General features: G+C 54.9%; 19 protein-coding genes. 6 read left to right on the top strand and 13 right to left on the bottom strand.

Going from position 1 to position 19713, the window contains the following annotated elements; genetic code table 11:
* The first annotated feature begins 60 nt into the window (after positions 1 to 60).
* Positions 61 to 1269, top strand: coding sequence for a YjgN family protein (locus AC3WS9_RS19590; RefSeq protein ID WP_492489959.1), 1209 nt, complete (start codon positions 61 to 63; stop codon positions 1267 to 1269).
* A 48-nt stretch (positions 1270 to 1317) separates the two neighbouring features.
* On the opposite strand, the gene AC3WS9_RS19585 is transcribed toward AC3WS9_RS19590, so the two are convergent.
* From AC3WS9_RS19585 to pepA, 3 genes are all read right to left on the bottom strand, one after another.
* Positions 1318 to 4173, bottom strand: coding sequence for a valine--tRNA ligase (locus AC3WS9_RS19585; protein WP_285148129.1), 2856 nt, complete (start codon positions 4171 to 4173; stop codon positions 1318 to 1320).
* Positions 4173 to 4616 (bottom strand): DNA polymerase III subunit chi, encoded by a 444-nt coding sequence (gene holC, locus AC3WS9_RS19580; RefSeq protein WP_282491839.1) that lies wholly within the window; start codon positions 4614 to 4616, stop codon positions 4173 to 4175. The genes AC3WS9_RS19585 and holC overlap by 1 nt, the downstream gene beginning before the upstream one ends.
* Before the next feature lie 119 nt (positions 4617 to 4735).
* Positions 4736 to 6247 carry a leucyl aminopeptidase gene (gene pepA / locus AC3WS9_RS19575; RefSeq protein ID WP_492489957.1) on the bottom strand — a complete coding sequence of 504 codons (1512 nt, stop codon included), beginning with the start codon at positions 6245 to 6247 and terminating at the stop codon, positions 4736 to 4738.
* A gap of 266 nt (positions 6248 to 6513) precedes the next feature.
* Between pepA and lptF the strand changes: the two genes are divergently transcribed.
* From lptF to mtgA, 5 genes are all read left to right on the top strand, one after another.
* Positions 6514 to 7614 (top strand): LPS export ABC transporter permease LptF, encoded by a 1101-nt coding sequence (gene lptF / locus AC3WS9_RS19570; RefSeq protein ID WP_282491837.1) that lies wholly within the window; start codon positions 6514 to 6516, stop codon positions 7612 to 7614.
* Positions 7614 to 8696 (top strand): LPS export ABC transporter permease LptG, encoded by a 1083-nt coding sequence (gene lptG, locus AC3WS9_RS19565; protein WP_282491836.1) that lies wholly within the window; start codon positions 7614 to 7616, stop codon positions 8694 to 8696. Before lptF ends, lptG begins: the two co-directional genes overlap by 1 nt.
* Before the next feature lie 137 nt (positions 8697 to 8833).
* Positions 8834 to 11167, top strand: a complete 2334-nt coding sequence (gene arcB / locus AC3WS9_RS19560; protein ID WP_285145830.1) for an aerobic respiration two-component sensor histidine kinase ArcB — start codon at positions 8834 to 8836, stop codon at positions 11165 to 11167.
* Between the two features lie 232 nt (positions 11168 to 11399).
* The gene (elbB, locus tag AC3WS9_RS19555) at positions 11400 to 12053 is read left to right on the top strand and encodes an isoprenoid biosynthesis glyoxalase ElbB (protein WP_285145829.1); all 654 of its coding nucleotides are present in this window, start codon (positions 11400 to 11402) and stop codon (positions 12051 to 12053) included.
* Positions 12050 to 12775: a monofunctional biosynthetic peptidoglycan transglycosylase gene (gene mtgA, locus AC3WS9_RS19550; protein WP_285148131.1), complete on the top strand. Its 726-nt coding sequence runs from the start codon at positions 12050 to 12052 to the stop codon at positions 12773 to 12775. The genes elbB and mtgA overlap by 4 nt, the downstream gene beginning before the upstream one ends.
* Positions 12776 to 12783: 8 nt before the next feature.
* Here the strand turns inward: mtgA and npr are convergent, their stop codons facing one another.
* The 10 genes from npr to kdsD all read right to left on the bottom strand — a co-directional run bounded on the left by npr (position 12784) and on the right by kdsD (position 19712).
* Positions 12784 to 13056: a PTS phosphocarrier protein NPr gene (npr, locus tag AC3WS9_RS19545; RefSeq protein WP_095283587.1), complete on the bottom strand. Its 273-nt coding sequence runs from the start codon at positions 13054 to 13056 to the stop codon at positions 12784 to 12786.
* Complete coding sequence (gene rapZ / locus AC3WS9_RS19540) at positions 13053 to 13907, bottom strand: RNase adapter RapZ (protein WP_095283586.1); 855 nt, start codon at positions 13905 to 13907, stop codon at positions 13053 to 13055. The genes npr and rapZ overlap by 4 nt, the downstream gene beginning before the upstream one ends.
* Positions 13908 to 13952: 45 nt before the next feature.
* Positions 13953 to 14444 (bottom strand): PTS IIA-like nitrogen regulatory protein PtsN, encoded by a 492-nt coding sequence (gene ptsN, locus AC3WS9_RS19535; protein ID WP_282491832.1) that lies wholly within the window; start codon positions 14442 to 14444, stop codon positions 13953 to 13955.
* A gap of 82 nt (positions 14445 to 14526) precedes the next feature.
* Positions 14527 to 14814, bottom strand: coding sequence for a ribosome hibernation promoting factor (hpf, locus tag AC3WS9_RS19530; RefSeq protein WP_095283584.1), 288 nt, complete (start codon positions 14812 to 14814; stop codon positions 14527 to 14529).
* 22 nt (positions 14815 to 14836) lie between these two features.
* Positions 14837 to 16270 (bottom strand): RNA polymerase factor sigma-54, encoded by a 1434-nt coding sequence (gene rpoN / locus AC3WS9_RS19525; protein ID WP_282491831.1) that lies wholly within the window; start codon positions 16268 to 16270, stop codon positions 14837 to 14839.
* 47 nt (positions 16271 to 16317) lie between these two features.
* Complete coding sequence (lptB, locus tag AC3WS9_RS19520; protein WP_059177326.1) at positions 16318 to 17043, bottom strand: LPS export ABC transporter ATP-binding protein; 726 nt, start codon at positions 17041 to 17043, stop codon at positions 16318 to 16320.
* Positions 17044 to 17049: 6 nt separating this feature from the next.
* Positions 17050 to 17604: a lipopolysaccharide ABC transporter substrate-binding protein LptA gene (gene lptA / locus AC3WS9_RS19515; protein WP_282491830.1), complete on the bottom strand. Its 555-nt coding sequence runs from the start codon at positions 17602 to 17604 to the stop codon at positions 17050 to 17052.
* Positions 17573 to 18148, bottom strand: a complete 576-nt coding sequence (gene lptC / locus AC3WS9_RS19510) for an LPS export ABC transporter periplasmic protein LptC (RefSeq protein ID WP_285145827.1) — start codon at positions 18146 to 18148, stop codon at positions 17573 to 17575. The genes lptA and lptC overlap by 32 nt, the downstream gene beginning before the upstream one ends.
* A complete protein-coding gene (kdsC, locus tag AC3WS9_RS19505; protein ID WP_095283580.1) occupies positions 18145 to 18711 on the bottom strand; it encodes a 3-deoxy-manno-octulosonate-8-phosphatase KdsC in 567 nt (188 codons plus the stop codon). Before kdsC ends, lptC begins: the two co-directional genes overlap by 4 nt.
* 14 nt (positions 18712 to 18725) lie before the next feature.
* Entirely contained in the window at positions 18726 to 19712 is a 987-nt protein-coding gene (kdsD, locus tag AC3WS9_RS19500; protein WP_282491828.1) for an arabinose-5-phosphate isomerase KdsD, read from the bottom strand.
* Position 19713 lies beyond the last annotated feature (1 nt).

The raw sequence follows: 19713 nt of genomic DNA, 5'->3' as shown, positions 1-19713 counted from the left end.
ACTGACATTTGAAACTATACGTCAGTTTGATGTGTTTAAATAAAATGGAGATTTATTTATATGGTTGAGGCAACGCAAGGTGTTATGCAGAAGCGGCATAACTTTGTATTTCACGGAAAAACGGGTGATTTTTTTGTCCTGTGCCTGGTGAATCTGCTGTTAACGATGATCACCTTTGGAATTTATTCGCCCTGGGCATTCGTTAAATTCCAGCGCTACATTTATGAAAATATGGAGCTGAATGGGGTACGTTTTAAATATAGCGGTACGGGTGGGGCACTGTTTGCCAGTGTGGTTCTTCTGAGCATTCTTTTCTTCGGCAGTTTTTTCCTTTGCACCTCGATTAACCCGAAACTCATGTTTTTGCCCGTTATCATTTTCGCGATTCTGACTCCGCTGTTGGCGGTGAAAGGGTTGCATTATCAGGCGATGATGACGTCACTGAATGGCGTACGCTTTGGTTTTAACTGCCCGATCGGTCAGGCGGTATGGGCGCTGCTCGTGTTGCCCATATTGCTGATACTGTCCCTGATACTGATGGTCGTTTTACTGAATGCGGTAATGGCAAGCCCTTCCGATATAGGCGATGTGATCACGCGACTGGAAGTCAATATACCGGTTATTTTCCTCGGTACAGGTGCCATAGGTGGCGTCATCATCGGGAAATATATGCAGCTAATAGGAAAAAATGCGCGCTACGGTCGTCACCCCTTTGACATTGCCGTATCCATTAAACGCTGTGTTATGACCTTCGTACTGGGAATGGCGATTCCGGTTCCCTTTATTATTGTGATTATAAAATTGATAGCGCCATTGTATATGAGCATGGTTTTTGCCGCAGCAATGCCCGGAATGGGCGGAATTGGTGAGTCGGCTCTTGTGGATATCATTGCGGAATATCAGTCGAAGATAGTGGTCAGCTATCTGCTCTATTTTGCGGGTATCATTCTCTCCTCTCTGTTTGTTTATACCTCATTGCGTAATATTTTTATTAATGGCCTGTCGTTGGGAAACAAGCTCAAATTTGGCTCCACTCTGACTTTTGTCGGTATCGTTATGCAAAGTCTGATATTGATGATGGTTTCGTTCGTGACCTTTGGGCTTGCACTTCCGTGGGCCATAATCCGTTTTTATCGCTATCTTGCACAGAATACTGTGGTTATCGGCGATCTGGATGCACTTGATCTGGTGGACAGTGATGAACCACTTGAGACCGGTTTCTTCGCGACGCTGTCTCGGGGTATGGTGTCGGGAATCCCCTTTATCTAATCATAAAAAAAGCCGGAGATTTCTCCGGCTTTTCAATCACAGCGCTAATTACAGCGCAGCAATAACCGCCTGCTGCTCAATCAGCTTCGCTTTCGCGTCAGCGAAGGCGACCAGACGTTCACGCTCCTTGGCGATAACGGCTTCAGGAGCACGGGCAACGAAACCTTCGTTAGACAGTTTGCTCTCGATTTTCCCGATTTCCAGTTCGACTTTGGCGACTTCTTTTGCCAGACGAGCCAATTCGGTTTCTTTGTCGATAAGCCCTGCCATTGGGATCAGCAGTTCGGCGCCTTCGATGATTTTGGTCACGGAGACCGGACCTTTGTCATCGGCTGGCAGCACGGTGATGCTTTCCAGACGCGCCATGTTCTGCAGGAAACTACTGTTCTCGGTCACGCGACGCACCGCCGCTTCGCTGCAACCGCGCAGCAGCAGTTCCAGCGGTTTGCCTGGAGAGAGGTTCATCTCGGCGCGAATGTTACGGATCGCCACAATCGCCTGTTTCAGCCATTCGGTATCGGACGCTGCCGCTTCATCCACCTGCGCTGCATCGAACTCCGGGAACGGCTGCAGCATGATGGTGTCGGCAGTGATGCCTTTGATGACTTTCACACGCTGCCAGATGGTCTCGGTGATGAACGGGATGATTGGGTGCGCGAGGCGCAGCAAACCTTCCAGAACGGTAATCAGCGTGTTACGCGTACCGCGCAGTTCTGCTTCGTTACCGCCGTTCATGACCGGCTTGGTCAGCTCCAGATACCAGTCGCAGAACTGGTTCCAGGTGAACTCATACAGAATGCCTGCCGCGATGTCGAAGCGATAGGTATCCAGCGCTTCACGGTACGCTTTGATGGTCTGGTTGAATTCCGCCAGGATCCAGCGATCGGCCAGAGACAGGGTCATTTCGCCGCCGTTGAAGCCGCAGTCCTGATCTTCGGTATTCATCAGCACGAAGCGGCTGGCGTTCCACAGCTTGTTACAGAAGTTGCGGTAACCTTCCAGACGTTTCATGTCCCAGTTGATGTCGCGACCGGTAGAGGCCAGCGCCGCCAGGGTGAAACGCAGGGCGTCGGTGCCGTGCGGCTCGATGCCATCCGGGAATTGCTTCTCGGTGCGCTTGCGAATTTTTTCCGCCAGCTGCGGCTGCATCATGTTGCCGGTACGTTTCTCCAGCAGGTCTGCCAGAGAAATGCCGTCCACCATATCCAGCGGGTCAATCACGTTGCCCTTGGATTTGGACATCTTCTGACCTTCGTCGTCACGAATCAGGCCGGTCATGTAGACGGTATGGAACGGAACCTGCGGCTTGCCGTTTTCATCTTTGATGAAGTGCATGGTCATCATGATCATGCGGGCAATCCAGAAGAAGATGATGTCGAAGCCAGAGACCATCACGCTGGTTGGGTGGAACTGACGCAGGGCGTCGGTGTTTTCCGGCCAGCCGAGGGTGGAGAAGGTCCACAGGGCGGAGGAGAACCAGGTGTCCAGAACGTCGTCGTCCTGGCGCAGGGCGACGTCAGCGCCCAGGTTGTTTTCCTGACGCACTTCTTCTTCGGTGCGGCCAACGTACACGTTGCCGTCGTTGTCATACCAGGCCGGGATACGGTGACCCCACCACAGCTGACGAGAGATACACCAGTCCTGAATATCGCGCATCCAGGAGAAGTACATGTTTTCATACTGCTTAGGAACGAACTGGATGTCGCCGTTCTCAACCGCTTCAACCGCCGGTTTCGCCAGCACGTCAGCGCGGACGTACCACTGGTCGGTCAGCATCGGCTCGATCACCACGCCGCCACGGTCGCCGTATGGAACGGTCAGATCATGAGGTTTGATCTCTTCCAGCAGGCCGAGCGCGTCGATGGCAGCTACAACGGCTTTACGCGCGGCGAAACGTTCCAGTTTCTGGAATTCAGCCGGGATCTCAGCGGAGTAAACGTCTGACTCTTCGCCTTTGGTGTCATACACTTCTGCGCTTTCACGGATATCACCGTCAAAGGTCAGAATGTTGATCATCGGCAGGGCGTGACGCCGGCCCACTTCGTAGTCGTTGAAATCGTGCGCCGGGGTGATTTTCACGCAGCCGGTGCCTTTTTCCATATCGGCGTGTTCGTCGCCCAGGATCGGAATGCGGCGGTTTACCAGCGGCAGAACCACGAATTTGCCGATCAGATCTTTGTAGCGCGGATCTTCCGGGTTAACGGCCACGCCGGTATCGCCCAGCAGGGTTTCCGGACGGGTGGTCGCCACCACCAGATAATCTTTACCGTCTGCGGTTTTTGCGCCATCGGCCAGCGGATAGCGGATGTGCCACATGGAGCCTTTAGACTCGCGATTTTCCACTTCCAGATCGGAGATCGCGGTGCGCAGTTTCGGGTCCCAGTTGACCAGGCGTTTGCCACGGTAAATCAGGTCTTCTTTGTACAAGCGGACGAAGACTTCTTTAACGGCGTTGGAAAGGCCTTCATCCATGGTGAAGCGCTCGCGCTCCCAGTCCACGGAGTTGCCGAGACGGCGCATCTGACGGGTAATGGTGCCGCCAGATTCCGCTTTCCACTGCCAGATTTTGTCGATGAACGCGTCGCGACCGTAGTCGTGGCGGGTTTTACCTTCTTCAGCGGCAATCTTACGCTCCACCACCATTTGGGTTGCGATACCCGCGTGGTCAGTACCAGCCTGCCACAGGGTGTTTTTGCCCTGCATGCGCTGGTAGCGGATCATGGTATCCATGATGGTTTGCTGGAAAGCATGACCCATATGCAAACTGCCGGTGACGTTCGGCGGCGGGATCATGATGCAGAAGGACTCTTTGCTTTCATCGCCATTAGGCTTGAAATAGCCCTGCTCTTCCCAGTGCTCGTAAAGCGGCTGTTCGATATCTCGTGGGTTGTATGTCTTTTCCATTATTTCCAGGTTGCCGTATTCAGGTTAAAACCAGCCAGGCGGTACGCCTTGTAGCGTTCGCGCGCCAGTTGTTTCAGAGAATCTTCGTGAGGGACAAAGTCTACCACTTCTGTGAAAGCGGTGGCAAAATCTGCAAAGCCGATACGCAGGCTGATCAGAATATCGCGCGCGCTGCTGTTACGCTTTTGCGGCCAGGCGATTTCCACCGGTGCGCCGCCACGCGGACCTTCTCCCGACAAATTATGCGGAACAAAACTTTCGGGCGGCCTTGCCCACAGCGCTTCGTCGAGACGAATCGCCTGCGCTTCATCTTCGCAGGCAATGAGGACGCGTTTACCGCTGCGCCAACGTTCTGCGGCAATTTCACACACCAGCTGCTCGACGGCGCTTAAGCCATCGGCGGTGTTGTCGTTGTCCAGAAGGTAGAACGTTGCATTCTTCATATATGGGGCTTCTTGTGGTCACTTTAAATGCTTAAGCCGGGTGGCGCTACGCTTACCCGGCCTACGGTATCGTGACGTTGTAGGCCGGGTAAGGCGAAGCCGCCACCCGGCATGTAACATCACTCTTCGCCGTTAAAACCCGCGCGGTTGAGCAGGAACTGCGACAGCAGGGCGACCGGACGACCGGTAGCGCCTTTGGCTTTACCGGAGCGCCATGCGGTGCCCGCGATGTCGAGGTGCGCCCAGTTGTACTTGCGGGTAAAGCGCGCCAGGAAGCAGCCCGCGGTGATAGCACCGCCAGGACGGCCGCCGATGTTGGCCATGTCCGCGAAGTTAGACTCCAGTTGCTCCTGATACTCATCGCCCAACGGCAGACGCCACGCGCGGTCACCCGCCTGCTCGGACGCGCCGATCAGCTCATGGGCCAGCGGATTGTGGTTCGACAGCAGGCCGGTGATGTGATGGCCGAGGGCAATCACACAGGCACCGGTCAGCGTCGCCACGTCGATCACCGCTTCAGGATCAAAGCGCTCAACGTAGGTCAGCACGTCGCACAGCACCAGACGGCCTTCGGCGTCGGTGTTCAGTACTTCAACGGTCTGGCCGGACATGGTGGTCAGGACATCGCCTGGGCGATACGCGCGACCACCTGGCATGTTTTCACAGCCCGCCAGCACGCCGATGACGTTAATCGGCAGCTGAAGCTCGGCGACCATACGCATCACGCCGTAAACTGCCGCCGCGCCGCACATGTCGTACTTCATCTCATCCATGCCTTCGGCTGGCTTGATGGAGATACCGCCGGAGTCAAAGGTGAGCCCTTTGCCGACGAGCACGATAGGGCGCGCGTCTTCGGCTGGATTACCTTTGTACTCAATGACCGACATCAGCGATTCGTTTTGCGAACCGTTGCCGACCGCGAGGTATGAGTGCATCCCCAGCTCTTTCATCTGCTGTTCGCCGATGACGCGGGTGACGACGTTTTTGCTGTAGGAATCGGCCAACTGACGCGCCTGAGACGCCAGGTAACCGGCGTTGCAGATGTTTGGCGGCATGTTGCCGAGATCTTTCGCCGCTTTGATACCGGCGGCAATCGCCAGACCGTGCTGAATAGCGCGCTCACCGCTGGTCAGCTCGCGACGGGTTGGGACGTTAAAGACCATTTTACGCAGCGGACGACGCGGTTCGCTTTTGTTGGTCTTCAGTTGATCAAAACTGTAGAGGCTCTCTTTCGCGGTCTCAACGGCCTGACGCACTTTCCAGTAGGTGTTGCGACCTTTCACGTGCAGTTCGGTCAGGAAGCAGACGGCTTCCATTGAGCCGGTATCATTCAGGGTATTAATAGTTTTCTGAATGACCTGCTTATACTGGCGCTCATCCAGCTCGCGCTCTTTGCCACAGCCAATCAGCAGAATGCGTTCGGACAGCACGTTGGGAACATGGTGCAGCAACAGCGTCTGCCCAGGTTTGCCTTCCAGTTCGCCACGGCGCAGCAGGGCGCTGATGTAGCCGTCACTGATTTTATCGAGTTGCTCGGCGATCGGGGAGAGTCGGCGTGGTTCAAAGACGCCCACAACGATGCAGGCACTCCGCTGTTTCTCCGGGCTACCGCTTTTTACACTGAACTCCATGCACTACGCTCCTGAATCTTAAAGACAACGACGGCTGCTACGGATAGAATTGAAACCTTTCGTAACTCATGTCCGCTGTTGTGGTGACTTCGTGTTAATCTTACGTTACTACAGTTTCGGCACGTCAAAAAATATCCTGAAGCGCGACACCGCCGTGTTTTTAAATTTTAGCGATGTTTTCGACGACTCAAGAGAATAAATGACGTTTAAGCCATGAAACAAGCAATTTTCCAGCAAAGAGACGGGTTTTTACGGGCGTATTTAAAGTGATAATCATAAGATATCTGGTGCGGGAGACGCTCAAAAGCCAGCTGGCGATCCTTTTCATCTTACTTCTGATCTTTTTCTGCCAGAAGTTAGTCAGGATCCTCGGTGCGGCCGTTGACGGTGAAATCCCAACAAATCTGGTGCTTTCTCTGCTCGGATTAGGCGTGCCCGAAATGGCGCAGCTTATTCTGCCGCTTAGCCTTTTCCTTGGCCTGCTGATGACGCTGGGGAAACTCTATACCGAAAGTGAAATCACGGTGATGCACGCCTGCGGCTTGAGTAAAGCCGTGCTGGTGAAAGCCGCGATGGTGCTGGCGTTGTTCACGGGTATCGTGGCGGCGGTGAACGTCATGTGGGCCGGTCCCTGGTCTTCCCGACATCAGGATGAAGTGCTGGCCGAAGCCAAAGCCAACCCTGGCATGGCGGCGCTTGCGCAGGGCCAGTTCCAGCAGGCCACCGACGGCAGTTCAGTCCTCTTTATTGAAAGCGTCAGCGGCAGTCGTTTCAACGACGTTTTCCTCGCGCAAATCCGTACCAAAGGCAATGCCCGCCCTTCCGTGGTGGTTGCAGATTCCGGCCAGCTCTCCCAGCGTAAAGACGGTTCTCAGGTGGTGACGCTGAACCAGGGCACCCGCTTTGAAGGCACTGCGCTGCTTCGTGACTTCCGTATTACCGATTTCCAGAACTATCAGGCGATTATTGGCCATCAGAACGTGGCGCTCGATCCGACGGATACCGAGCAGATGGACATGCGTACCCTGATGAATACCGATACCAACCGCGCTCGAGCTGAGCTGCACTGGCGCCTGACGCTAGTATTCACGGTGTTTATGATGGCACTGATGGTCGTGCCGCTGAGCGTGGTCAACCCGCGCCAGGGACGTGTGCTTTCGATGTTGCCAGCCATGCTGCTCTATCTGGTGTTCTTCCTGCTGCAAACGTCGATCAAGTCTAACGGCGGCAAAGGTAAGCTCGACCCGATGATTTGGATGTGGGTGGTCAACGGTCTGTACCTGTTGCTGGCAGTGGTATTAAACCTGTGGGACAGCGTGCCGATGCGCCGCATGCGTGCCCGTTTTGTGCGTAAAGGAGCGGTGTAATGCAGGCTTTTCGCGTTCTTGACCGCTATATCGGTAAAACCATTTTTACCACCATCATGATGACCTTGTTCATGCTGGTGTCGCTCTCGGGCATCATCAAGTTTGTCGACCAGCTGAAAAAGGCCGGGCAGGGGAGCTATGACGCCCTGGGTGCCGGGATGTATACCCTTCTCAGCATTCCAAAAGATGTGCAAATCTTCTTCCCGATGGCCGCGCTGCTAGGCGCACTGCTGGGTCTGGGGATGCTGGCCCAGCGCAGTGAGCTTGTGGTGATGCAGGCTTCCGGCTTTACCCGTATGCAGGTGGCGATGTCAGTGATGAAAACCGCGATCCCGCTGGTTCTCCTGACGATGGCCATCGGCGAATGGGTTGCGCCGCAGGGCGAGCAGATGGCGCGTAATTACCGTGCGCAAGCCATGTACGGCGGCTCGCTGCTTTCGACCCAGCAAGGGTTGTGGGCGAAAGACGGTCATAACTTTGTTTACATTGAACGAGTGAAAGGCGATGACGAGCTGGGCGGCGTGAGTATTTACGCCTTCAACGATAATCGTCGCCTGCAGTCCGTGCGATATGCCGCCACGGCAAAATTCGATCCGGCGCAAAAGCTCTGGCGTTTGTCGCAGGTGGACGAATCCAATCTGACCGATCCTAAGCAAATCACCGGATCGCAAACCGTGTCCGGCACCTGGAAAACCAACCTGACGCCTGACAAACTGGGCGTTGTGGCGCTGGATCCGGATGCGCTGTCGATCAGCGGTTTGCATAACTACGTGAAGTACCTGAAGTCGAGCGGCCAGGACGCCGGACGTTATCAGCTCAACATGTGGAGCAAAATCTTCCAGCCGATGTCCGTGGCGGTGATGATGCTGATGGCCCTGTCGTTTATCTTCGGGCCGCTGCGTAGCGTGCCGATGGGTGTGCGCGTGGTGACCGGTATCAGCTTCGGCTTTGTCTTCTACGTGCTGGACCAGATCTTTGGCCCGCTGACGCTGGTCTACGGAATTCCTCCGCTGATTGGCGCGCTGCTCCCGAGCGCCTCGTTCCTCCTGATAAGCCTCTGGCTGCTTCTCAGACGCTCCTGATCGCCACCCCTCCTCACTCCCGCATCGCCGGGAGTGAGGCTAATCTCCTGATTCACGCCGCACTTTTTCACACAACCTTCAACGCCTTGCCCGGAATTTGAGTATTATTGAGCGATGAAGTCGTGAAGGGATCCCCTATGAAGCAAATTCGTATGCTTGCACAGTACTACGTCGACCTGATGATGAAGCTCGGCCTGGTACGTTTCTCACTGCTGTTGGCTCTGGCGCTGGTGGTGCTGGCGATAGTCGTGCAGATGGCCGTCACTATGGTGCTCCACGGCCAGGTTGAAAGTATCGACGTTATCCGCTCGATCTTCTTTGGCCTGCTGATCACTCCCTGGGCGGTCTATTTCCTGTCGGTGGTGGTGGAACAGCTGGAGGAGTCGCGCCAGCGTCTTTCCCGCCTGGTGCAAAAGCTTGAAGAGATGCGCGAGCGCGATCTCAAACTTAACGTCCAGCTGAAAGATAACATTGCGCAGCTGAACCAGGAGATTTCGGATCGTGAGAAAGCAGAAGCCGAACGTCAGGCGACGCTGGAACAGCTGAAGGTGGAGATGAAAGAGCGTGAAGTCACGCAGATCCAGCTTGAGCAGCAATCCTCCTTCCTGCGCTCCTTCCTCGACGCTTCCCCGGATCTGGTTTTCTATCGCAACGAAGATAAAGAGTTCTCCGGCTGCAACCGGGCGATGGAACTTCTGACAGGCAAAAGCGAAAAACAGCTGATTCACCTCAAACCGCAGGATGTGTACTCGGAAGAGGCGGCAGCCAAGGTTATCGAAACCGACGAGAAGGTGTTCCGTCATAACGTCTCCCTGACCTATGAGCAGTGGCTCGATTATCCCGACGGTCGCAAAGCCTGTTTCGAAATCCGTAAAGTGCCTTACTACGATCGTGTGGGTAAACGCCACGGCCTGATGGGCTTTGGGCGCGATATTACCGAACGTAAGCGCTACCAGGATGCGCTGGAGCGCGCCAGCCGCGACAAGACGACCTTCATTTCGACCATCAGCCACGAGCTGCGTACGCCGCTGAACGGCATCGTCGGCCTGAGCCGCATTCTGCTGGATACCGACCTGACCGGCGAGCAGGAAAAATACCTCAAGACCATCCACGTTTCCGCGGTGACGCTGGGCAATATCTTCAACGATATTATCGATATGGATAAAATGGAGCGCCGAAAAGTCCAGCTGGATAACCAGCCTGTCGACTTCACCGGGTTCCTGGCGGATCTCGAAAACCTCTCCGGCCTGCAGGCCCAGCAAAAAGGGCTGCGCTTTGTGCTTGAGCCCTCCCTGCCGCTGCCGCATAAAGTGGTGACGGACGGCACGCGTCTGCGCCAGATCCTGTGGAATCTCATCAGTAACGCCGTCAAGTTCACCCAGAAGGGGGAAGTGGTGGTGCGGATCCGCTTCGATGCGGGCGATATGCTGCACTTCGAGGTGGAAGATTCCGGGATCGGTATTCCGCAGGAGGAGCAGGACAAGATCTTCGCCATGTATTATCAGGTGAAAGACAGCAATGGCGGCAAACCGGCAACGGGCACCGGGATTGGCCTGGCCGTATCGCGCCGTCTGGCGAAGAGCATGGGCGGGGATATCACCGTTTCCAGCCAGCAGGGCAAAGGCTCGATCTTTACCCTGACGGTGCATGCGCCTGCGGTCGCCGAAGAGGTGGAAGATACCTTCGAGAACGACGAACTGCCGCTGCCAGCCCTGCACGTCCTGCTGGTGGAAGATATTGAGCTGAACGTGATTGTTGCCCGCTCCGTACTGGAGAAACTGGGGAACAGCGTGGATGTGGCGATGACCGGAACGGCCGCGCTGGAGATGTTTACGCCGGGCGAGTATGACCTCGTGCTGCTGGATATTCAGCTGCCGGACATGACCGGGCTGGATATCTCTCGCGAGCTGACACGTCGTTATGCGCGCGATGAGCTGCCGCCGCTGGTGGCCCTCACCGCCAACGTGCTGAAGGACAAAAAAGAGTACCTCGATGCCGGGATGGACGACGTGCTCAGCAAACCGCTGGCGGTGCCTGCCCTGACTGCCATGATCAAGAAGTTCTGGGATACCAATGACGAAGAGGAGAGCACGATGACGCCTGTAGAGAGCGAAAAAGCACAATCACTTCTGGATATCGCGATGCTTGAGCAGTACATCGATTTGGTCGGGCCGAAGCTGATTACCGATGGCCTGGCCGTGTTCGAGAAAATGATGCCGGGCTATTTGAACGTGCTGGAATCCAACCTGACGGCGCGCGATCAGAAAGGTATCGTCGAAGAGGGGCACAAAATAAAAGGCGCGGCCGGTTCAGTCGGATTACGTCATTTGCAGCAGCTGGGTCAGCAGATCCAGTCTCCGGATTTACCGGCGTGGTGGGATAACGTGGGTGAATGGGTTGAGGAGATGAAACAAGAGTGGCAGAACGACGTCGACGTGTTGAAAGCCTGGGTGGAATCCAGAAAAAAATGACCCCGGCTAAACCGGGGTGCGCGAATACTGCGCCAACACCAGGGAAATCTTGGCTGCGCCTGTTTTTTTAGTATTGTGACTACATTGACGCTGCCTGAAAATTTAGGCCGCACGCAGATAAGATAGCAAATCTTAAATGATTTGTTACAGGAATCAGTGAAATGTGTGAAGCATAGCGTTTTAATCAAAATTATTAATGTGCTTCAGACAGTTGGAGAGAAGGAACAGCGAAATGAAAAAGGTGGGTGTAGTCCTGAGCGGATGCGGCGTTTACGACGGCGCAGAGATTCACGAGTCCGTTCTGACGCTGCTTGCGCTGGCAAAACAGGGGGCTGAGGCCGTCTGTTTTGCGCCGGATAAAAATCAGGCAGATGTTATCAATCATTTGTCCGGTGAATCGATGCCTGAAACCCGCAATGTGCTGATTGAAGCCGCGCGTATCGCTCGGGGCAATATCCAGCCCCTGGCGCAGGCCAATGCCGATGAACTGGACGCCCTGATCGTGGCGGGTGGTTTTGGGGCGGCGAAAAATTTGAGTAATTTCGCAAGCCAGGGAAGTGAATGCCGGGTGGACGACGCGCTGAAAAACCTGGCGCAGCAGATGCACGCTGCGGGTAAACCGCTGGGCTTTATGTGCATCGCCCCGGCAATGCTGCCTAAGATTTTTGATTTCCCGCTGCGTCTCACCATTGGGACGGACATCGATACCGCTGAAGTGATCGAAGAGATGGGCGGCGAGCACGTCCCGTGTCCGGTGGAAGATATCGTTGTCGATGAGGACAACAAAATCGTCACTACCCCAGCCTACATGCTGGCGCAGAACATCGCCGAAGCGGCAACCGGCATTGAGAAGCTGGTGGAACGTGTTCTGGTGCTCTCCCGGTGAGTAAAAAACGGTCTCCTGTCGCCTGGGCGAAACGCATTTTGCTGCGCGTGGTGCTGGCGCTGGCGGTGTTCTGGGGCGGCGGTATTGCGCTCTTCAGCATTCTGCCGGTGCCGTTTTCTGCGGTGATGGTCGAGCGCCAGCTCGGCGCATGGCTGACGGGGGATTTCAGCTATGTGGCCCACTCTGACTGGGTGAGCATGGATGAGATCTCCCCCTGGATGGGGCTGGCGGTGATTGCGGCGGAAGATCAGAAATTCCCGGATCACTGGGGCTTTGACGTTTCGGCGATTGAAAAAGCGCTGGCCCACAATGAGCGCAACGAAAACCGCGTGCGCGGGGCATCGACGCTTTCTCAGCAGACCGCTAAAAATCTGTTTTTATGGGATGGCAGAAGCTGGGTGCGAAAAGGGCTGGAGGCCGGTTTGACGTTAGGCATGGAAACCGTCTGGAGCAAAAAACGTATTCTGACGGTATATCTGAACATCGCCGAATTTGGTGATGGAGTGTTTGGTGTCGAGGCGGCAGCTCAGCGCTATTTCCACAAACCTGCCAGCCGCCTGACCCTCGCCGAGGCCGCGCTGTTAGCTGCGGTACTGCCGAACCCCATCCGCTTTAAGGCGGATGCCCCGTCAGGGTACGTCCGCAATCGTCAGGCATGGATTATGCGCCAGATGCGACAGCTGGGCGGGGAAGGGTTTATGACCGGGAATAAATTGTACTAGATGAGGACTTAGTCCTCATCAAATCCAGCGTTGAACAGCGCCACGACCGCAGCCAGGGCTTCCACTTCCTGCGGGCCGGTCGCTTCCACTTCGATCTGACGTCCTTTTGCCGAATCCAGCATCAGCAGCGCAATCACGCTGTTGGCTTCTGCCTCTGTGCCTTCGTCGTTACGCAGCAGCACTTCGGCATCAAACCCTTGCATCAGTTCAAACAGCTTCATCGCCGGGCGGGCGTGCATGCCCAGCTTATTGGTGATTTCAACAGTATGTTTTACGGTCATGTTTTACGTTTTTCCAGCGTGCGATGACGAGACTGAACGTTTTTACCGCGTGAGCGGAAATAATCGGCCAGCTGTTCGGCAATATACACCGAACGATGTTTACCGCCGGTACAACCAATCGCCACCGTCAGGTAACTGCGGTTGTTGGTTTCCAGCATAGGTAACCATAGCTCAAGGTAGCTTCGCGTCTGGTAGATAAAATTGTGAACTTCTGTGTGCCGGTCAAGGAACGCCGCCACCGGCTTGTCCAGACCGGTCATTGGACGCAGTTTCGGATCCCAGTGCGGGTTCGGCAGGAAGCGTACATCGAAGACATAATCCGCATCGATGGGAATGCCGTGTTTGAAACCAAAGGACTCGAACACCATCGTCAGCTCACGCTCGCGTTTGCCCAGCAGACGGGTACGCAGCATCTCTGCCAGCTCGTGAACGGACATCTCGGAGGTATCGACGATCAGATCCGCGCGGGAACGCAGAGGCTCCAGAAGATCGCTCTCTTCGTCGATGGCGCTCTCAAGCGACAGATTCTTGCTGGACAGCGGGTGCAGACGACGGGTGTCGCTGTAGCGACGGATCAGCGTGTTACGGTCAGCGTCCAGGAACAGCAGCTGAGGTGTGAAGTTCTCCGGCAGGCTGTTCATTGCCTGCTCGAAGATTTCCGGGGATTCCGGCATGTTACGCACGTCGATACTGACGGCGGCAGAGATTTGCCGGTCCGCCAGCGTCCGCGCCAGGTCAGGCAGCAGCACCACCGGAAGGTTGTCGACGCAGTAAAATCCCATATCTTCAAGGGCGCGCAAGGCCACGGATTTCCCCGAGCCTGAACGACCGCTGACGATCATCAGCACCATGTTCCGTTTCTCCTCACGACTGCAGATGTGAAGGCCATCTCCTGGTTACGCATCATCCTGATTGCCTTCCGCTTCGGTGATAATTTGGTACAGCTCTTCATCACTTTGGGCTGCGCGCAGACGGCGGCAAATGGTTTTATCCGCCAGACGTTTTGCCACCAGCGAAAGCGTATGCAGATGGGTTTTCGTCTGGTCAGCAGGCACCAGGAGAGCGAAAAGCAAATCCACCGGCTGGTTATCAATCGCATCAAAAGCGATCGGCGTTTCAAGCTGCACAAAAACGCCGACGGCGCGTAGTGTGTCTTCTTCCAGTTTGCCATGTGGAATGGCAATGCCATTGCCGATGCCGGTACTGCCCATTTTTTCACGGGTCAGAATGGCCTCGAACACCACCTGAGGTGGCAGGCTTAACTGTTTAGCGGCCAGTTCACTGATGATCTCCAGAGCGCGTTTTTTGCTCTGGCAGTGAACGCCACTGCGGGTACATTCCTGGTTAAGGACATGACTCAATTGAAGCGAGGAATCGTTGTTCATCATAATTTCACCTAAGCGCTAACTGTACAAATGGCCTGTTGTGTTTCACAACAGGCCGCCCTGCACCCGTTAACTGCCCGGACAATTAGTGTTGTTTCAGTTTATCTTTATGTTTATTAAGCTGTCGTGCCAGCTTGTCAATCAAGCCGTCGATAGCCGCATACATGTCTTGCCCTTCCGCACTGGCATGGATTTCGCCCCCGTTGATATGCAGGGTTGCGTCCGAGATATGAGTCACTTTCTCCACTTTTAACACAATGTAGACCTGGTTGATCCTCTCGAAATACTGCTCCAGCTTGGCGAATTTGGTATTCACAAAATCGCGCAGGGCTTCAGTGATCTCGACGTTGTGTCCTGTGATGTTGAGCTGCATAGTGTCTTCCTTATCGGTTGTGTCAAACCAGTTGTTTACGCTGGTTAGACGGCGGAATGGATAAAGACTCTCGATACTTCGCAACAGTACGACGTGCCACCATAATACCCTGATCGGACAGCATGGTGGTTAACTTACTGTCACTCAGTGGCTTCGCGGGGTTTTCCGCGGCGATCAACTTCTTCACCAGAGCACGAATGGCCGTCGACGAGGCTTCGCCGCCGCCCTCGGTATTCACATGGCTGGAGAAGAAATACTTAAGCTCAAAAATACCGCGCGGGCTGTGCAAATACTTCTGCGTGGTTACGCGCGAAATGGTCGATTCGTGCATCTCGACGGCCTGGGCGATATCCGCCAGCACCATCGGTTTCATAAACTCTTCGCCCTGATCGAAAAACGCCTGCTGCTGCTCGACGATACAACGACTCACCCGGAGCAAAGTATCATTTCGGCTCTCGAGGCTTTTAATCAGCCATCGCGCTTCCTGCAGATTGCTGCGGATGTATTGATTGTCGGAATCGTTGCGCACGCTGGTGCACATGGAGGCGTATTGCTGGTTGATCTGCAGGCGAGGAATGCTGTCGGAATTGAGTTCAACGGTCCAGCGGCCATTGTGTTTGCGCACCAGAACGTCAGGGATCACGTACTCAGGTTCGCCGGTCTGGATCGACTGTCCGGGGCGCGGATCGAGGGACTGAATCAGATTCACCGCCTCTTTCAGCACATCTTCTTTCAGACGCGTGACGCGCATCAGGGAGCGGAAGTCGTGATTCGCCAGCAGATCTAAATGCTCGCTGATGATCAGCCGCGCTTCGTCGATCCATGGCGTCTCTTTGGCGAACTGAGAGAGCTGGATCAACAGACAATCGCGGAGATCTTTCGCTGCGACACCGACCGGATCAAAGCGCTGGATGCGCTTGAGCACCGCTTCGATCTCATCGAGATCGATATCGCCGTTGCCGACGCTCTCCAGAATATCTTCCAGCGAGACGGTCAAATAGCCGGTGTCATCCACGGCATCGACAATGGAGGTGGCAATCGCGCGATCGGTTTCGGTGAACGGCGTGAGCTCCACCTGCCACATCAGGTAATCCTGCAGCGACTGGGTGGTTTCACCCTGATAGACGGGTAACTCGTCGTCCTGATAGTCTGCACGCGTACCAGAAGGTGTTCCGGCGGTGTAAATCTCATCCCAGCTGGCATCGAGCGGGAGCTCGTCGGGCATCTCTTTTTGTTCGAGTGCGTCTGCCGTATCAAGGGATTCGGTGTCCTGCTTTTCCTGGGTATCTACCTCGTCATGAAGATCGGTTTGCTCCAGCAGTGGATTGCTATCCAGCGCTTGCTGGAGTTCCTGCTGAAGTTCTAACGTGGACAGCTGCAACAGACGGATCGCCTGTTGTAGCTGTGGCGTCATCGCCAGTTGCTGGCTGAGCCTTAATTGCAAACCTTGCTTCATGTTCAGAGCGTTTTTCCCCGCTTTGGCGTGACTTAACCTCTACCCTATCAGAGTCTGAAGTCTTCCCCAAGGTACACGCGCTTCACATGCTCGTCTTCGAGGATCTCAAGTGGCGTGCCGTGGGCGATTAAATGGCCCTGGCTGACGATATAAGCGCGTTCACAAACCGCCAGCGTTTCACGTACGTTGTGGTCAGTAATGAGCACACCGAGGCCGCTGTCGCGCAGATGTTCGATAATTCGCTTGATGTCGATGACGGAGATCGGGTCAACGCCCGCAAAAGGTTCATCCAGCAGGATAAATTTCGGATTCGCTGCAAGGGCACGGGCGATTTCCACGCGGCGGCGTTCACCACCGGAGAGGGCCTGACCCAGACTGTCGCGCAGATGCTCGATGTGGAACTCTTCCATCAGCTCGTTGGCGCGATCCTGACGCTGTTCGGAGGTCAAATCATCACGGATTTGCAGAACTGCCATCAGGTTGTCGAAGACGCTCAGGCGGCGGAAAATTGACGCTTCCTGCGGCAGATAGCCAATCCCACGGCGCGCGCGGGCATGCAGCGGCAGCAGGCTGATGTCTTCATCATCAATGATGATGTTGCCCGCATCGCGCGGGACAATGCCGACGACCATGTAAAAGGTGGTGGTTTTGCCCGCACCGTTTGGGCCGAGCAGGCCCACGATTTCACCGGAGTTCACGGTCAGACTGACATCTTCCACGACGCGGCGGCCTTTATAGGCTTTGGCGAGGTTCTTTGCAGTTAATGTTGCCATAACGAATTAGTTACTCTTTTTCTGTGCCGGGGCCTGAGCTTTGTTCTTGTCCTGCAGCTGAGAAGGAACCAGAACGGTGGTGACGCGCTTACCTTTTTCGCTGAAAGCCTGCATTTTCTGCTCTTTCACGAGGTAAGTGATCTTATCGCCGGTGATGTTGCTATCCAGCTGTTCCAGATAGGCATTGCCGGTCAGGATGACGAGATCTTTCGCCAGCTCATAGTGCATATGAGACGCGCGGCCTTTTACCGGCTTGCCGTTATCCTGCATCTGATAGAAGGTGGCCGGATTGCCGTAGCCATCAATAATCTCCTTGCCCTGTTCGCCGCCCGGACGGGTGACAACCACTTTATCGGCGTTGATTTTGATCGTGCCCTGGGTCATGACCACGTTGCCGGTGAAGGTCACGACGTTACCCTGCATATCAAGCGACTGAGTGTCAGATTCGATATGAATCGGCTGCTCGGTGTCGCCCGTTACAGCAAGCGCGGGGAGGCTGGCGGCCAGCAGCGCGCTGGCAATGATAACTTTAAGGCTGAGTTTGTTTGTTTTGAATTTCATAGGAGGTTCTAACCTTTTCAATCAGCTCGGCGTTTTTGCTGCGTAAGTTCCCGCGCATTCTCAGACCGCTGGAATTAAATGTTGTGCCGTATAACGTCACCAGATCCTGCGACGTGACATCCTGGGTGACCAGGTTGATCTGGGCATTATCCGTAGTAATTTTGCGCAGTTGAGAATCTGGCGTCAGGGCGTTGACTTCAACATGACCATACAGATAAAGCATACGGTCATTCGTCAATTTTGCTCTGTCAGATTTAATCGACCACGTCGGAATTTTGTTGGTATCAAATGTGGTCATCACCGGTTGGGTAAACCACGAGATGCCATCATCGGAAAAATACTCTACGTGCTGCGCAATCAGGCGATAGTTGAGCGCCCCTTCAGGGCTATAAACCACCGTGTCGCTGTGATCGCTTTTATAGGTTGGTTCGCTGGTATTGACCACTTCATTCGGCGTATCGTCTTTATCAGCGAGATTCACGCCAATCAGAACCAGCACGGCCAGTGAAAGCAGAATGATAACCCAACGTCTGGTTTTACTCATATCGATTGCCCTTTGGCCTCATCAAGCTTGCCCTGTGCCAGCAATAACAGATCGCAGACTTCACGAACGGCACCGCGGCCGCCGTTGATCCGGGTGACATAATCCGCGCGCGGGATCAGCAGAGGATGCGCATCCGCCACAGCGATACTCAATCCCACTTCCGCCATCACCGGCCAGTCGATCAGATCATCTCCCACATAGGCGACGTTTTCAGGGGCGATGGCCAGTTTCGCCAGCAAATCCCGGAACGCGACCATCTTGTCGGATTGCCCCTGATACAAATGGGTAATGCCTAATGTTTCGCAGCGATCTTCTACCAGTTTAGCCTTACGTCCGGTGATGATAGCAACTTCGATGCCGGATGTGATCGCACAGCGAATTCCGTAGCCGTCGCGGACGTTAAAGGCCTTTAGCTCTTCGCCGTTATTGCCCATAAAAATCAAGCCATCGGACAGCACGCCATCGACGTCCAGAATCAGCAGACGGATTTTCTCCGCCTGCGCCATCATCTGGGTACTGACCGGGCCATAACAGGTTGCAAGGGATGCACCCGCATTACTCATTGTCTTATCCTTCATTACACTACGCCTGCGCGCAGAAGATCATGCATATGTACCACACCCAGCAGTTGGTCGCCATCGGCAACCATGGCTGAGGTAATATGACGGGACTGCATCAGGTTCAACACTTCGACCGCCAGCGTACCCGGACGCACCCGAATTCCGCCCGGTGTCATCACATCTTTGATGCCCAGCGTGCGTACGTCGACGCCCATATCAAACACGCGACGTAAATCCCCGTCGGTGAAGATCCCTTCGATCTTCATCAGGTCATCACAGATGACGGTCATGCCAAGATTTTTCCGGGTGATTTCCAGCAGCGCATCGCGCAGCGAGGCGTCTTTGCTGACGTGGGGAATTTCATCGCCCGTGTGCATAATATCATTCACGCGCAGCAGAAGTTTACGTCCCAGCGCGCCGCCCGGGTGAGAGAGGGCGAAATCTTCCGGGGTAAACCCGCGCGCTTCGAGCAGTGCGACGGCGAGGGCATCGCCCATCACCAGCGCCGCAGTGGTGCTGGAGGTTGGCGCCAGGCCGAGCGGGCAGGCCTCTTTCGGGACTTTCACGCACAGGTGAATGTCGGCTGCGCGCGCCATGCTGCTCTCCGGACGGCTGGTCATGCAAATAAGGGGAACGTGCAGACGCTTGAGCACCGGGATCAGTGCCAGAATTTCGTTGGATTCACCGGAGTTGGACAGGGCAATAACCACGTCCTGCGGTGTGACCATCCCGAGGTCACCGTGGGCGGCTTCACCCGGATGCACGAAGAATGATGATGTTCCGGTGCTGGCGAAGGTCGCGGCCATTTTACGGCCAATGTGGCCCGATTTGCCCATCCCCATCACCACGACTTTACCGGCGCAGGAGGCTATTCTCTCGCACGCATGGGTAAAATCCTGATTAATATATTGATCTAACTGCGCCAGACCTTCACGTTCAATCTCCAGAACTTGTTTGCCTGCTTTCTGAAAGTCAAAACCCGGCTGCAATTCTATGTGCGACATA

The sequence above is a fragment of the Lelliottia sp. EB106-05-01-XG201 genome (assembly GCF_058791735.1).
Note: the sequence above shows the minus strand (reverse complement) of the source record. Positions and strands in the feature narration are given on the sequence as shown.

Excerpts from the sequence above, each read along its gene's own strand:
- rapZ (WP_095283586.1), bottom strand. The coding sequence starts at position 13,907 with ATGGTGCTGATGATCGTCAGCGGTCGTTCAGGCTCGGGGAAATCCGTG.
- lptA (WP_282491830.1), bottom strand. The coding sequence starts at position 17,604 with ATGAAATTCAAAACAAACAAACTCAGCCTTAAAGTTATCATTGCCAGC.
- elbB (WP_285145829.1), top strand. The coding sequence starts at position 11,400 with ATGAAAAAGGTGGGTGTAGTCCTGAGCGGATGCGGCGTTTACGACGGC.
- AC3WS9_RS19590 (WP_492489959.1), top strand. The coding sequence starts at position 61 with ATGGTTGAGGCAACGCAAGGTGTTATGCAGAAGCGGCATAACTTTGTA.
- rpoN (WP_282491831.1), bottom strand. The coding sequence starts at position 16,270 with ATGAAGCAAGGTTTGCAATTAAGGCTCAGCCAGCAACTGGCGATGACG.
- lptB (WP_059177326.1), bottom strand. The coding sequence starts at position 17,043 with ATGGCAACATTAACTGCAAAGAACCTCGCCAAAGCCTATAAAGGCCGC.
- pepA (WP_492489957.1), bottom strand. The coding sequence starts at position 6,247 with ATGGAGTTCAGTGTAAAAAGCGGTAGCCCGGAGAAACAGCGGAGTGCC.
- npr (WP_095283587.1), bottom strand. The coding sequence starts at position 13,056 with ATGACCGTAAAACATACTGTTGAAATCACCAATAAGCTGGGCATGCAC.
- lptG (WP_282491836.1), top strand. The coding sequence starts at position 7,614 with ATGCAGGCTTTTCGCGTTCTTGACCGCTATATCGGTAAAACCATTTTT.
- holC (WP_282491839.1), bottom strand. The coding sequence starts at position 4,616 with ATGAAGAATGCAACGTTCTACCTTCTGGACAACGACAACACCGCCGAT.
- arcB (WP_285145830.1), top strand. The coding sequence starts at position 8,834 with ATGAAGCAAATTCGTATGCTTGCACAGTACTACGTCGACCTGATGATG.
- kdsC (WP_095283580.1), bottom strand. The coding sequence starts at position 18,711 with ATGAGTAATGCGGGTGCATCCCTTGCAACCTGTTATGGCCCGGTCAGT.
- AC3WS9_RS19585 (WP_285148129.1), bottom strand. The coding sequence starts at position 4,173 with ATGGAAAAGACATACAACCCACGAGATATCGAACAGCCGCTTTACGAG.
- kdsD (WP_282491828.1), bottom strand. The coding sequence starts at position 19,712 with ATGTCGCACATAGAATTGCAGCCGGGTTTTGACTTTCAGAAAGCAGGC.
- ptsN (WP_282491832.1), bottom strand. The coding sequence starts at position 14,444 with ATGATGAACAACGATTCCTCGCTTCAATTGAGTCATGTCCTTAACCAG.
- hpf (WP_095283584.1), bottom strand. The coding sequence starts at position 14,814 with ATGCAGCTCAACATCACAGGACACAACGTCGAGATCACTGAAGCCCTG.
- lptC (WP_285145827.1), bottom strand. The coding sequence starts at position 18,148 with ATGAGTAAAACCAGACGTTGGGTTATCATTCTGCTTTCACTGGCCGTG.